Origin of the sequence: Maribacter aquivivus (genome assembly GCF_900142175.1) — a bacterium.
Lineage (GTDB): Bacteria > Bacteroidota > Bacteroidia > Flavobacteriales > Flavobacteriaceae > Maribacter > Maribacter aquivivus.
In genome coordinates this window covers 55,454-69,412 of the sequence record NZ_FQZX01000003.1, presented here as the reverse complement: position 1 = coordinate 69,412, position 13,959 = coordinate 55,454, and the positions used below count along the sequence as shown (strand labels likewise).

Below are 13,959 nucleotides of genomic sequence, written 5' to 3'. Positions count from 1 at the left end.
ATTAAAGAATATGAACGGCACTCAATGGATTATTTTTATTCTCATTGTACAAGTAATACATTTTTTAGGTACTTGGAAACTTTACGTAAAAGCAGGTAGAAAAGCTTGGGAAGCAGCAATACCTGTTTACAACGCTATAGTTTTAATGCAAATTATCAATAGACCAAAATGGTGGGTAATATTATTATTCATACCTATTATTAACTTATTGATGTTTCCGGTGATTTGGGTAGAAACCATAAGAAGCTTTGGCAGAAATAGTAAATTAGAAACTTGGATTGTCGTCTTTACACTTGGTTTATACATTTATTATATAAACTATACCCTAGACGTTAAATATATTGAAGACCGATCTTTACACCCAACAACTGCAGCAGGTGAATGGGTAAGTTCCATTTTATTTGCTGTTGTAGCAGCCACATTGGTTCATACCTATTTTGTTCAACCTTATGTGATACCAACAGGATCATTAGAGCGTACATTAAGAGTAGGAGATTTTCTTTTCGTTAGTAAGTTTCACTACGGCGCAAGAACGCCGATGACTACCGTAGCCGCTCCAATGGTTCATGATACGTTACCAGGCTTAGGTATTCCTTCTTATTTAAAAAAACCTCAACTACCCTATTTTAGATTACCTGGTTTCACAAAAGTAGAGCGAAATGACATTGTAGTATTTAGCTGGCCAGCAGATACCGTTCGTGTATTTTTCAAGAAAGAAAAAGGAGTTGACAAGCCCATAGATAAAAAGTCTAACTATGTTAAACGTTGTGTTGGTGTACCTGGCGATTCTTTAGAGGTACGTAATGGTTATGTTTTTATAAACGGAAAACAATTAGAATTACCAAAAAGCGCAAAGCCACAATTCGACTACGATATCTATAGCTCAAAGGGAGTTTCTTCTAAAACACTTGCCAATTTGGGCATTACCGATTTCACTAGAAAATACCAATCCAGTCCGCTTAACCAGGATCAAGTAAATGGTTTAAGGTCTTATATCATGGGCTTTAACCAAACTGAGAACGGACAACTAGAGTTGTACACAAAAGCATCTGGCATACCCGCTAAGGTTATATCTAAATATAGATTAGCATTAAAAGAGGTAACTGACCGCAAACGCACTGTGCCTTTAACTGCAGACATGGTAAGTTCGCTAAGAAATGACTCAAATATAGATTCTTTAGTTCAAAAAGTTACAGCAAAAGGAAGAAGAGGCATCAACCTATTCCCTCAAAGTACTGATTACCCCTGGAACTATAGTCAACTAGGACCTATTTACATTCCTCAAAAAGGAGCTACAGTAGAACTGAACCTAAAAGTACTTCCTCTTTACAAAAAGATTATTAAGGAGTATGAAAAGAACGAAATTTCTGTATCTGGCAATCAAATTAGTATTAATGGATCACCAGCTACTACATATACTTTTAAACAAGATTACTTTTGGATGATGGGTGATAATAGGGACCACTCTGAAGACAGTAGAGCTTGGGGTTATGTTCCAGAAAATCATATTGTTGGAACACCAATTTTCATCTGGATGAGTTTTGATAATTTCACTGAAGGTATTAGCAACTGGAGACCAAGATGGGATCGTATATTTACTACAGTGAATGGCGACGGAGAACCACAATCTTATTTCAAGTACTTCTTAATATTACTAGTAGCCTATTTCGTAGGAAATTGGTTCTGGAAACGTAAAAAGGAAAAAAAGTGAAATTAATTCATCCCTCTTATTTTCCGAACATATTAACGTTCAGTTATATCATGCACCATCCAATTTGTTGGGAGGTAAATGATAATTACCAAAAACAGACATTTAGAAATAGAACTAATATTTCTAATGACCGAGGTAAGCATATATTAAGCATACCAATCATTCATGCTGGTAGAGCAAATGGCAGACAAAAATATAAGGATGTTTTAATAGACAATTCTTATCCTTGGCAACGTCAACATTGGCGAACCTTAGAAACAGCTTATAGAACATCGCCTTTCTTTGAGTTTTATGAAGATGATATTAGACCACTTTACCATCAAACTTACGAAAGCCTGCTTGACTTTAATTTAAAGACCATAGAGACAATATTTGAATGTCTTCAACTAGAAATGCCTACAGAAAAAACTCTTGCATATGAGACTACCCCTGAAAGCAAAGAAGATTTTAGATTTTTAATAAGCGCTAAATTTAAGCCTCAATTGAATATAGAACCTTATACACAAGTCTTTGGTGATCGACATGGGTTTACCCCAAACCTAAGTATATTGGATCTCTTGTTCAACCTAGGTCCCAATAGTATACAGTATCTAAAACACGAGTTCATAGCTGCCGATAATGATTAGATTCATAGCGCATTATGGAATACATTTTATTGTACCCATTATAATTTCTATTTATTTCTATAAAGAAAATAAGTTCTGGTCTGCTGTTATATTATTATCTGCCATTGTAATTGATGTTGACCACCTTTTAGCTACACCAATGTTTGATCCTAATCGATGCAGTATAAATTTTCACCCTTTACATACCTATTGGGCAATTAGTATATATACGCTATTATTCACTTACAAGAAGACACGAATTATCGGTTTGGCATTGCTCATACATATTTTAGCTGATACCGTAGACTGTTACTTTATTCGCCAGACAATTTAAAAGTTGCCATAATAGGCTCGTGATCAGAAAGATTAAGATTATAATTTTTATGAGATAACACATCAAAGGACCGATCTATTAAAAGCATATCTATCCTAAAAGGAAATTTCCAAAATTTTATAGTTTCACCGTATCCATGACCACCTTCTAAAAAGCTATCATTTAAATCACCTCTAACATCAAAATAACTTTTAGAAAATTGTGTATTATTAAAATCACCAGCAACTATAACTTTATATGGACTATTATCAATATGTTGTTTCACAATCAAAGCTTGCTTTTGTTGCTTTGCAAAAGAATCTCTTAAGCGAACAAATAAGCGATCAGACCGCTCATATTTAATACTATAAGGTCTAACACCAAATGATTCCATATGAAGATTAAAAACTCTTATTGTATCGTTCTTTACCACAAGGTCTACAAAAAGCCCACCATTATAAGTATCTGGAAATTCTAGCTTACCGTTATTGACAATCTTGTACTTTGAATAAATAGCTAAATTTTTTCCTCCTTGAACATTTTCTTGATTATATCTTTTAGAAACAAAAGGATAGTTTTTTAAAACCCCCTTTTTGATTCTCATTTGGTCGAATTCTTGCAAACAGATAATTTCTGGATTTTGTTCCTGAATAAAGGAAAAGACTTCAGAACTTGTATTATAATCCCAATCTTCATGATTTTTACTATGAAAACCTAAAACATTATAGGTCATCAAGGATAATGTTTCAGAATCAGCAATATTGTTTGACCTCCCATTAAACGCAATAAATGAACCTAATGTAAAATAACCAAAAACCAATATTGAAAGTGACAACAGTAGATATATCCTTTTACCAATTAACCAATACAAGAAAAATAACATATTAATCAGAACCAAAGCAGGCACTGTTAAACTAATAAACGCTAAACTAGCTGAAGATGTATAGGGCACTATACAAGCCAAAAACAAACTAAAAGCTACAATTACATTTAAGAACAACATGAGCTTTTTAAAATAAGACATTTTCTTCATGCTTAATTCTCTTTACCAGCTTTAAACAAAAAGTCCTTCTCTACTTTTGAAAGGCTTTCATAACCAGACTTGCTTATTTTATCTAGAATAGCATCAATCTTCTTCTGATGTGTTTTCTTATCATAATCTACGACAGTATTAGCATTATTACGCGTAGTACTCTTATTTTTATAAACTGTTTTCATTGCAGCCTTCTTCTCTGAACCTTTGAACAGGTTGGCTATACTATCCATAAATTTAGAAAAGCCAGACCCAATATCATTTCCTTTTGTTAATTGGCTTGCATATAAGTAACCCAAAAACGCTCCACCTAAATGAGCTAGATGCCCTCCTGAATTACTGATAGGTAATTGAATTAAATCACTTAAAACCAAAACAGCACCAACCATCCACAATTTAACATTGAAAAATATGACTCTGACTTCTTGATTGGGCAGATAGGTGCAAATAAATATTAAAACGGCACTAGCACCAGCTGAAGCACCAATTAATGATGCATTTGTGTCAAAAAATGCAGGGAAGATATTATATCCTAGAACGAAGAATAGTCCGCCTAAAATAACTCCTAACAAATACACATTTAAAAATCGTTTTGCGTCAAAAAGATTCAGAAAGATGCGACCTACGAAATAAATCATCAACATGTTCCAAAACAAGTGTCCTATACCACCATGAAAAAATGAATAGGTAACTATAGACCAAGGCTGAAAAGCGATATCGACAATATCATTAGGTAGCTCAAACCACTGAGCAATGGTATCTTTTTGTAAACCAAGCAAGAATGGTATTAAGGCATTTACAATAAAAACCAATACATTGACTGCAATGAGTTTCTCTGCTATGTTTAACCTACTAAATTGATATTTTAAATCTGGTTGAGCCATATCTTAGTTCCACCTATTATTATTAAACTGATTTTTTTTCCAGTACCACATCATTAAGAATCCGAATAAAGCACCACCTACGTGTGCAAAATGCGCAATACCTTGTCCAAACAAACTGTAGCCAGTTACACCTGAAAACAAATCTAAACCTATTAAAACAGGTATAAAAAATTTGGCTTTTATAGGAACAGGAAGAAAAATAAGAAACAATTCGCTATTAGGATAAGACATTCCAAATGCTACCAAAATACCATAAATTGCACCCGATGCACCGACTACCGGAGTATTGAAAGCACCTAAAAAGTTATCTATCGTCGCTTTACCTGCAATGGAATACCACTCTGTATTATACTGTCCGCTATTAATAATCTCTAGAATACTACTTTCAGAAATTCCCGAATCAACTAAAGCGCTCATGCCGGCATTGTAGTAATAATAATTAACACCTATATGAATTAAAGCCGCACCTAAACCCGCTGAGATATAGAAAAACAAAAACTTATTTCTACCCCACATACGTTCTAAAGGTGTACCAAAAGCCCACAGGGCATACATATTAAAAAGTATATGCATAAAACCGCCATGCATGAACATATGTGTTATAATCTGCCATAGCTCAAAGTGTTCGTTCTTCGGAAAATACAATGAGAACCACTCGTACATTTGCTCGCCATACATTTGTGTAGCTACAAAAAACAGAACGTTGATAATCAGTAAATGCTTTATAGTATCTGTAATTCTTCCCATTTATATAAATTTTCGTTCAATATCGTTCTCTGTAACAGTAATGTATACTTTTTTGTTAAACGGACTAAGAGTGGTTTCCTTACAAGCGAATAGGTCATTAACCAACTTTACTTGAGAAACCTCATCTAAGGATTCACCTGTTTTAACCGAAAGGGTTTTTGCCAAGGTTTTCGCCAACATATCACTTTGAGAAAAACTATCACCAGGTACTTCTTGTTGGAAATCTGAAATCAGTTGCTCCATTATCATTTGCACTTCACTCTCTACAACTAATACAGGCACACCAGAAATCTCTACTCCGTCTTCAGTTATTTCTCCGAATACAAAACCGACAGTACATAAATTCTCTTTAATCTCTTTTAAGATATTAATTTCACTATTTGAAAAAGATAAAGTCAATGGAAAAAGCAATTGCTGACTTACGGCTTCTTTTATGGTTATATTTTTTAAAAAATTCTCATACAGCACGCGTTGGTGCGCCCTACTTTGATTAATTACCACCATACCAGATTTTATGGTCGTAATAATATATTTTTTACGCATTTGAAAAGTAGTGGTCGTATGATCAAAAACTTCTCTTTCATCATCAAAAATACTACTATTTACAACCTCTGACTCAAATTCTAAATGACTAGCCCCACTATCAACGGTATTCTCTAAACCTAAATATAAATTCTCCCAACCATCTACTTTTGGTTTTGAATAGCTACTACCTCCAGAATTTCCTTTCGATGGTTGCACAGTTTCAAAAGGGTTAAAAGAAGAATCAACCACAACTTGCGGTATACCAACTTGCTTATTCTTATAGGAATATGGAGTATCTAAATTTTGATCTTGCTCAAAGTCCAATGCAGGCACCACATTAAATTGACCTAGACTATGCTTTACCGTAGATTTTAGCATTGCATACAATGTATGCTCGTCGTCAAACTTCACCTCTGTTTTCGTTGGGTGTATATTTATATCAATAGTACCTGGATCAACTTCTAAATTCAAAAAATAACCTGGATGTGTTCCAGGACGAATTAAACCTTCAAAAGCACCTAGTATGGCATGATGTAGATACGGACTCTTTATAAATCTATTATTAGCAAAGAAAAATTGCTCCCCCCTACTCTTTTTAGCGAATTCAGGTTTTTGAATATACCCTGAGATTTTTACTACGTGAGTTTCTTCTTCTACAGGCACTAGTTTTTCATCAGTCTTTCTACCAAAAATATGAACGATACGTTTTCTAAAATCGGTAGCCGGTAACTGAAATACATCGCTACCGTTATTATAAAAGTTAAATGCTACTTGCGGATGCGCTAATGAAATTCTATGAAACTCATCTGCAATGTGACGATATTCAACTTGATCAGATTTTAAAAAATTACGTCTAGCAGGAATATTAAAAAACAGATTCTTTACTAACATTGAAGTTCCCTTGGGAGCAACAACAACTTCTTGGGTTACTATTTTACTGCCTTCAATTTTAATTTTAGTGCCAATTTCGTCATCTTCAGTCTTGGTAAGCATTTCTACATGCGCAATTGCCGCAATAGAAGCTAGAGCCTCTCCCCTAAAACCTTTGGTATTTAAATTGAAAAGATCTTCTGCCTTTTGAATTTTAGATGTTGCATGGCGCTCAAAGCTTAAACGAGCATCTGTACCACTCATACCCTTACCATTATCAACTACTTGAATTAGTGTTTTACCACCATCTTTTATAATAAGTTGAATTTCGGTAGCACCAGCATCAATGGCATTCTCCATTAACTCTTTTACCACAGAAGATGGGCGTTGCACCACTTCACCTGCAGCGATTTGGTTTGCTACATGGTCAGGTAATAATCTAATAATATCTGCCATTATGAAGTAAAGAAAATTGTGAGGTCAAAATCAATTATGTAAAGAAAAATAAGAAGCAATACCGCAATAATAACTACCATTCTAATTTTTAAATTGCGATCACCTTGTCTTTTGGTATCTTCTATAGCACTATTAATCTTTCTTTTTAATCCTCGAGATGTATTTAATGTACTACGAAACTGGTCGAATTTAGGCTCCATTTTAAACGGATTACCTTTTCCTTTGCCGTCATAATACCTAGGATTGTATTCAAATGACCTATTTTTTCGTAACCGCGTTATTTTGCTCAACATCCCCATAACCTCAAAGTTAATTAAAATAGAAAAATAGGGCATGTTACCAATGCCAAAATTTGTTAACATCTTACGATACTAACCTAATACTCTTAAACTTATAAGAAAATAGAACTATTAAAAAAGCTATTAACTACCTAAAACTGCCATTTTAATAGCAGCAATAGCCGCTTCTGCACCTTTATTACCATGCTTACCACCACTACGATCTATGGCTTGTTGCATGTTATTATCTGTAAGTACACAAAAGATAACGGGAACATTGGTAGTAATATTTAAGTCTTTGATACCTTGAGCCGTTGCATCACAAACAAAATCGAAATGCTTCGTCTCGCCTTGTATTACACTACCAATAGCAATAACAGCATCAACCTTATGCGTATTGATCATTTTTTTCGAACCAAAAGTAAGTTCAAAACTACCAGGAACATCCCAACGAATAATGTCAGACTCTAGCGCTCCGCAGTCTATTAATGCTTCAAGAGCACCAGAAAACAACCCTTCAGTTATTTCTGAATTCCATTCTGAAACAACAATCCCAAACCGAAGTCCGTTCGCGTTTGGGATTGTTGCCTTATCGTAAGCCGATAAATTTTTATTTACTGTAGCCATTACTCACCACTTTTAGCCATACCTATAAAAGCATCTATAGAATTAGCATTTTCTGATTTTGGAAACTCGTCCTTTATTTTCTGGAAAAAGCCTAAAGCCTTATCCTTATCTCCCATTTCTAAAGCAGTAATACCCGCTTTATATAAAAATTTAGGAGCAGTATATTCATTACCACTATGCTTTACAGCAGCTTCATAATAACCTAAAGCATCTGAAGCTTGACCTAATTGCATAAAAGCATCACCCAAACCACCTTTTGCCAAAGCACCTAAAACAGCATCGTCAGAGCTAAAATCCTCTAAATATGTAATCGCTTCTTGGTAGTTGTTCATATTCAAATATGCCATACCTGCACTATAATTTGCTAGGTTAGCCGCTTTTGTACCATTGTATTCCTCAATAATATCTAAAAAACCATATTTACCTTCAGCACCTTCCAATGCTAAAGTAAACAATGAATCTTTTGCAGTTGTTGCAACCAAAGCTTGGTCAAAATATTGTTGTGGGTAGTACATTTCATTTGCTGCACTAGCCTCTTTCGGTTTCTCTACAAATTGGTCATAAGCTAAATAGCCCAAAACACTGATAGCAATAACACCAATGGCACCTAAAATGAAATTCTGATTCTTAGAAACCCACTCTTCTGATCTAGAAGCGCCTTCATCCAAAGAACTAAAAACCTCAGCCGTTGTGCTTTCCTGTTCCTCAAATTCTTGCTGTTCAGCTTTTGTTTCAGGTTTATATCCTCTTTTCTTATATGTAGCCATCTGTAAATTTATTGGTCGCGCAAAAATAATGGTTTTATTGAAATCGCAAAGTGTATTTATTCGTTATTTTTGGATATTTTAAGCGAGTATACATTCTTCCAATTTTAAAATCCGTTTTTATTAATGCTGCTGAGACAATTATCATTGATCAATTACAAAAATTTTGAGTCAAAAGAACTGACTTTCGATGCTAAAATAAATTGTATTGTAGGTGATAACGGCATTGGAAAAACAAACATTCTCGACGCTATCTATCACTTATCATTCGGTAAGAGTTATTTTAACCCGGTATCTTCTCAAAACATTCGTCACGGATCAGATTTTTTTGTGATAGACGGTACTTTTGAAAAAGAAGGTAGGGAAGAAAAAATTGTTTGTAGTCTTAAAAAGAATAATAAGAAGATTATTAAACGTAACGGAAAAGCATATGATCGCTTTGCCGACCATATAGGTCTTCTTCCTCTAGTTATTATTTCCCCTGCAGATAGAGACCTTATTATAGAAGGTAGCGATACCCGTAGAAAATTCATTGATGGTGTTATCTCTCAGTCAGACAAAAGCTACCTACAAAACCTCATCAATTACAACAAGGTAGTTTCTCAAAGAAATGCATTATTAAAATATTTTGCAGCCAATAGAACATTCAACAAAGATACTTTAGCTGTCTATAATGAGCAGATGAGTACCTATGGTACTGAAATCTTTAAAAAGAGAACATTGTTCTTAGAAGCTTTTATTCCTATTTTTCAAGAACAATATAAATCTATTACAGGCAACACAGAAGATGTTTCGCTTTCCTACGATAGTAAGTTGAAAGATTATGACCTGATTACACTTTTAAATAAAAATTTAGATAAAGATCGCGCGTTACAATATACCAGCGTTGGTGTTCATAAAGATGACCTTAGCTTTGAAATCAGCAACCACCCTATAAAGAAATTTGGTAGTCAGGGGCAGCAAAAATCTTTCTTGATAGCCTTAAAGTTTGCTCAGTTTCATTTTATAAAATCTCAAAGTGGCACAACGCCAATATTAATTTTAGATGATATTTTTGATAAGTTGGATGAGCATCGTGTATCTCATATTATAACTTTGGTGAATGATAAGAATTTTGGACAAATTTTTATTAGTGACACCCACGCAGATAGAACCGAAAGTGTTGTTAAAAAAATTCATCAATCGTATAAAATCTTTAAATTGTAATGATGAAAAAATTACTGATCATTTGCTTTATATTTCTTGCTTCTTGTAGTTCTAAAGTTGATAAAAAACAATTACATCAATTAAATGGCTATTGGGAAATAAAAGAAGTTACCTTTAAAGACGGAGCAAAAAAAGAGTACTCCATTAACAGTACGGTTGATTATATACAGTTAGATTCTTTAAAAGGATTCAGAAAAAAGATGAGTCCAAAATTCAATGGTACTTTTGAAACCTCTAATGATGCAGAACCCTTTTATATTAGAATCTCTAACGATTCTATTTTTATGAGTTACACCAATAATTCTAATGCTTGGGAAGAAGTCTTAACAAAACTAACCGAAGAAAGTTTCTCAGTAAAAAACAAAGAAGGACTTACCTACCAATATATTAGATTTGAACCTATAAATATAACCCCATAATGGCAAGCAGAGGCAACGATAATACTTCAATGAAAGATGCACTTTCTGCATTTATTCAAAAGAATAAATTGGAAAAAGGAATAGATAAAGTAGATGCAAGAACTGCATGGGCTAAACTTATGGGTAATGGTGTAAATAATTACACTACTGAAATTGAATTAAAATTCGGCACACTTTACGTGGCTTTAAGCTCTTCTGTATTACGAGAAGAGTTAAGCTTGGGCAAAACCAAAATAATTCGCATGCTCAATGAAGAAATTGGAAAAGAAGTCGTAAAAAAATTAGTTCTTAGATAGCTATTGGCTGTTGGAAAAATCATAATAAAAAAAGCCAGCTCTTTCGAACTGGCTTTTTTTTATCTCTAAAAAACTGACTTAGTAAATTTCTCTACCTGCAAAATGGAATGAACCTTCAATAGCTGCATTCTCATCGCTATCAGAACCATGTACTGCATTCTCACCAATACTAGTAGCAAACATTTTACGAATAGTACCTTCAGCTGCATCTGCAGGGTTAGTAGCACCTATTAGCGCTCTAAAATCTTCAACAGCATTCTCTTTTTCTAAGATAGCCGCTACAATTGTACCACTTGTCATGAATTCAACTAATTCACCAAAGAAAGGACGCTCGCTATGTACACCATAAAATTCTTGTGCATCTCTTAAGCTCAATTGTGTATATTTCATTGCTACGATTTTAAAACCAGCAGCAGTAATTTTTTCTAAAATAGCCCCAATATGTCCGTTTTTAACGGCATCTGGTTTAATCATTGTAAACGTTCTATTCGTACTCATATCTTAATTTTTGCGCAAAAATACGTTTTTATACATATCTCACAACTATTCGTAGACTTGTTCTAATTTCTCTAACACTATTCCGTTATCTCCAACTATTTTAAAATCAACCTTTTTGGCGTTAAAATCAAACTCTAAAAGTCCGAAACTTTCTGTAAAAACAACCTCCCCTACTCTATATTTATTAGGCTCACCGGTAAAACCTCTATAAGCATGTGTAAGTCCGCTGCTTGTAAAATCTATTAACGGATAGTTCATACCATTAATTTCTCTCTTTGAAAATTCAGAAATATGTCGATCACCAGATAATACAATAACTCCCGCAGCTTTAGAATCGGCTATTACCTTTGCTAACCTATCAACCTCATGCGGAAAATTACCCCAAGCTTCAAATCCGTGTTCATTAGACAAGTATTGAACACTACTCACAATAATATTAAAATCAGCTTTTGATGTATTCAATTCATTTTCTAACCACGCCCACTGCACATCACCCAACACGGTACCATCACCATAGTCATTTGGCTTAATTCTTTTAGAAGTTTCAGTATCAGGTGTTAATTGTGTTCTAAAGTATCGGGTGTCAAGTATGATAATATTAATAGAATGACCATCTACATCATATTTCTTAGAATTATAAACCCCTTGGCGCTTTCTTAGCGGACTATCTTCTGGCACATTCATAAAATTCAAAAACTCTTGCTGGCTAGCATCTTTTGCCACAAATTCTACTCCGCCATCATTAAGACCATAATCATGATCATCCCAAGTACCCAATATATCTGTGGTTTCTACTAGTTTTTTATATTCCGTTTGCTCCTTCTGCTTAGAATACATAGCCCGTAAAGCAACCATATCATCAGTATCTGCATAAATATTATCACCGCCCCACACCCATACATCTGGCTTGGTATTTAAAATATCATCCCATAAAAGATTTGGTAAATCAATTCTGTTACAAGAACCAAAAGCTAAAACGAAATCGCTTTTTGTAGCTTTATTATCAACTTGTTTTTTGTTCGATGAACATGACGCTAAAAGAAGTAAGGAAATAAAAAAGTATGTAATTTTCATATGAGATAGTTAAGTCTGGGTAAAATTAAGGCTTTCGCTTTAAAGCCTATATTATTAAATTGTATCTTTGCCGCCATGAATTTAGAGCACCTAAACGAGCTTAAAAAGCTACTTTCTTCACCAAAGAAAATAGCGATTATCCCACATAAGAATCCCGATGGAGATGCCATTGGATCAACATTAGCACTTTGGCATTATTTGGTCAACACCGGTCATACAGCTAGCATTGTTGCACCCAACGACTATCCTAAGTTTTTAAAATGGATGCCAGGATCAGATAAAATTTTGAATTTTGAAAAAGAAAATTCGCAATCCAAATCATGCATTAATAAAGCTGATATCATTTTTACATTAGATTTTAACCATCTTGGTCGTGTAGGCCAAATGAGCGAAATACTAGAATCTGCAAAGGCAACTTTTGTAATGGTAGACCACCATCAAGAGCCCTCAGACTACGCTAAAATCATGTACTCAGATGTAAAAATGAGTTCTACTTGCGAAATGGTATATGTACTGATCAATCAATTGGGTGATGAGAACAGTATTACCCCAGAAATGGCTAATTGCATATATACCGGTATTATGACAGACACCGGTTCTTTCAAGTTTGCTGCTACTACAAGTAATACGCATAGAGTTATTGCCGACCTTATGGATAAAGGTGCTGAAGGAACAGAAATTCATCACCGCATATACGACACTAATTCTCCAAGCAGACTACATTTATTGGGTTGCGCATTAAAGAATATGGTCATATTAGAAGAATATTCTACGGCATATATTACAATGAGTCAAGACGAATTAGATACCTATAATTATCAAAAAGGTGACACCGAAGGTTTTGTAAATTATGGCTTAACATTAGATGGTATTAAGTTTGCCGTCATATTCATAGAAAACAGAGAAGAAGGTATTTATAAAATATCTTTTAGATCGGTTGGGGAGTTTTCTGTAAATGATTTCGCAAGAAAACATTTTAGTGGTGGCGGACATACAAATGCTGCAGGTGGAAAAAGTGATGATAATTTAGAAGAAACCATTACAAAATTTACTTCTTTGCTACCTTTATATAAGAATCAATTACAATCATGAGATTAGTTTCATTTTTATTTTTAGCCATTTTGGTCGTTAGCTGTGATGGACCAGAACCAAGAAAACCTATTCAAACAAAAAGCGGGAGTTTCTTTAAGGCATCTATTGAAAGAAGTCGTAAGCTACTTGAAGCTGAAGAAAGTAAAATTCAAGAAATTATAGCATTAGATTCTTTAAAACACTACTCTCACAGTAATTCTGGTTCTTGGTATCATTACTTAACGGTTAATGAAGAAAGTAATTACACACCTAAAACAGGAGATTTAGTAGCATTCAACTACGACATATTATCCTTAGATAACGACACCATCTACTCCAAAGAAGAAATTGGTGTTTTTACTTATAAAGTAGATAAGCAAGAGCTTTTTCTAGGTCTTAGGGAAGCTATAAAAATGCTAAAAGTTAATGAACGTGCCACATTTCTTTTTCCATCATCAATTGCGTTTGGTTACCATGGCGATGAAAATAAAATAGGAAGTAACGTACCTATTAAATCTACAATTACAATTTTACAAATAGAAAAACAAGAAGACAACACAGTAAATTAAAATGACCATTATG

General features: G+C 34.0%; 17 protein-coding genes. 8 read left to right on the top strand and 9 right to left on the bottom strand.

Annotated features, from left to right (window positions below; all coding sequences use genetic code 11):
- Positions 1 to 10 precede the first annotated feature (10 nt).
- Genes lepB through BUC31_RS16095 form a run of 3 tightly spaced genes read left to right on the top strand, consistent with a single transcriptional unit; the run spans position 11 to position 2,650 of the window.
- Positions 11 to 1,711, top strand: coding sequence for a signal peptidase I (gene lepB / locus BUC31_RS16105; protein WP_073246169.1), 1,701 nt, complete (start codon positions 11 to 13; stop codon positions 1,709 to 1,711).
- On the top strand, positions 1,708 to 2,337 hold the full coding sequence (locus BUC31_RS16100; protein ID WP_073246167.1) for a WbqC family protein: 630 nt from the start codon (positions 1,708 to 1,710) through the stop codon (positions 2,335 to 2,337). The genes lepB and BUC31_RS16100 overlap by 4 nt, the downstream gene beginning before the upstream one ends.
- Entirely contained in the window at positions 2,330 to 2,650 is a 321-nt protein-coding gene (locus BUC31_RS16095) for a DUF6122 family protein (protein ID WP_073246165.1), read from the top strand. Before BUC31_RS16100 ends, BUC31_RS16095 begins: the two co-directional genes overlap by 8 nt.
- Here BUC31_RS16095 and BUC31_RS16090 read toward each other — a convergent pair.
- Genes BUC31_RS16090 through BUC31_RS16060 form a run of 7 tightly spaced genes read right to left on the bottom strand, consistent with a single transcriptional unit; the run spans position 2,631 to position 8,816 of the window.
- Positions 2,631 to 3,662: an endonuclease/exonuclease/phosphatase family protein gene (locus BUC31_RS16090; RefSeq protein ID WP_073246163.1), complete on the bottom strand. Its 1,032-nt coding sequence runs from the start codon at positions 3,660 to 3,662 to the stop codon at positions 2,631 to 2,633. The two genes, BUC31_RS16095 and BUC31_RS16090, sit on opposite strands and share 20 nt — an antisense overlap.
- 2 nt (positions 3,663 to 3,664) lie before the next feature.
- Positions 3,665 to 4,546, bottom strand: a complete 882-nt coding sequence (locus BUC31_RS16085) for a rhomboid family intramembrane serine protease (protein WP_073246161.1) — start codon at positions 4,544 to 4,546, stop codon at positions 3,665 to 3,667.
- 3 nt (positions 4,547 to 4,549) lie between these two features.
- Positions 4,550 to 5,293, bottom strand: coding sequence for a rhomboid family intramembrane serine protease (locus BUC31_RS16080; protein ID WP_073246156.1), 744 nt, complete (start codon positions 5,291 to 5,293; stop codon positions 4,550 to 4,552).
- Positions 5,294 to 7,144: a DNA mismatch repair endonuclease MutL gene (gene mutL / locus BUC31_RS16075; protein WP_073246155.1), complete on the bottom strand. Its 1,851-nt coding sequence runs from the start codon at positions 7,142 to 7,144 to the stop codon at positions 5,294 to 5,296.
- Positions 7,144 to 7,506 (bottom strand): riboflavin synthase subunit beta, encoded by a 363-nt coding sequence (locus BUC31_RS16070; RefSeq protein WP_317614964.1) that lies wholly within the window; start codon positions 7,504 to 7,506, stop codon positions 7,144 to 7,146. Before BUC31_RS16070 ends, mutL begins: the two co-directional genes overlap by 1 nt.
- 60 nt (positions 7,507 to 7,566) lie before the next feature.
- A complete protein-coding gene (gene ribH, locus BUC31_RS16065) occupies positions 7,567 to 8,049 on the bottom strand; it encodes a 6,7-dimethyl-8-ribityllumazine synthase (protein ID WP_073246153.1) in 483 nt (160 codons plus the stop codon).
- Complete coding sequence (locus BUC31_RS16060) at positions 8,049 to 8,816, bottom strand: tetratricopeptide repeat protein (RefSeq protein ID WP_073246142.1); 768 nt, start codon at positions 8,814 to 8,816, stop codon at positions 8,049 to 8,051. The genes ribH and BUC31_RS16060 overlap by 1 nt, the downstream gene beginning before the upstream one ends.
- Positions 8,817 to 8,939: 123 nt before the next feature.
- On the opposite strand from BUC31_RS16060, the gene recF reads away from it, so the two are divergent.
- Genes recF through BUC31_RS16045 form a run of 3 tightly spaced genes read left to right on the top strand, consistent with a single transcriptional unit; the run spans position 8,940 to position 10,734 of the window.
- Positions 8,940 to 10,019, top strand: a complete 1,080-nt coding sequence (recF, locus tag BUC31_RS16055; protein WP_073246140.1) for a DNA replication/repair protein RecF — start codon at positions 8,940 to 8,942, stop codon at positions 10,017 to 10,019.
- A gap of 2 nt (positions 10,020 to 10,021) precedes the next feature.
- Positions 10,022 to 10,438: a hypothetical protein gene (locus BUC31_RS16050; protein ID WP_244534065.1), complete on the top strand. Its 417-nt coding sequence runs from the start codon at positions 10,022 to 10,024 to the stop codon at positions 10,436 to 10,438.
- Positions 10,438 to 10,734, top strand: a complete 297-nt coding sequence (locus BUC31_RS16045; protein WP_073246137.1) for a DciA family protein — start codon at positions 10,438 to 10,440, stop codon at positions 10,732 to 10,734. Before BUC31_RS16050 ends, BUC31_RS16045 begins: the two co-directional genes overlap by 1 nt.
- A gap of 78 nt (positions 10,735 to 10,812) precedes the next feature.
- On the opposite strand, the gene BUC31_RS16040 is transcribed toward BUC31_RS16045, so the two are convergent.
- Complete coding sequence (locus BUC31_RS16040) at positions 10,813 to 11,232, bottom strand: nucleoside-diphosphate kinase (RefSeq protein ID WP_073246135.1); 420 nt, start codon at positions 11,230 to 11,232, stop codon at positions 10,813 to 10,815.
- Between the two features lie 45 nt (positions 11,233 to 11,277).
- A complete protein-coding gene (locus BUC31_RS16035) occupies positions 11,278 to 12,306 on the bottom strand; it encodes an alkaline phosphatase D family protein (RefSeq protein ID WP_073246133.1) in 1,029 nt (342 codons plus the stop codon).
- A gap of 75 nt (positions 12,307 to 12,381) precedes the next feature.
- Between BUC31_RS16035 and BUC31_RS16030 the strand changes: the two genes are divergently transcribed.
- Both BUC31_RS16030 and gldI read left to right on the top strand, forming a co-directional pair.
- Entirely contained in the window at positions 12,382 to 13,398 is a 1,017-nt protein-coding gene (locus BUC31_RS16030; protein WP_073246130.1) for a DHH family phosphoesterase, read from the top strand.
- Complete coding sequence (gldI, locus tag BUC31_RS16025; protein WP_073246128.1) at positions 13,395 to 13,946, top strand: gliding motility-associated peptidyl-prolyl isomerase GldI; 552 nt, start codon at positions 13,395 to 13,397, stop codon at positions 13,944 to 13,946. The genes BUC31_RS16030 and gldI overlap by 4 nt, the downstream gene beginning before the upstream one ends.
- Positions 13,947 to 13,959: the final 13 nt, after the last annotated feature.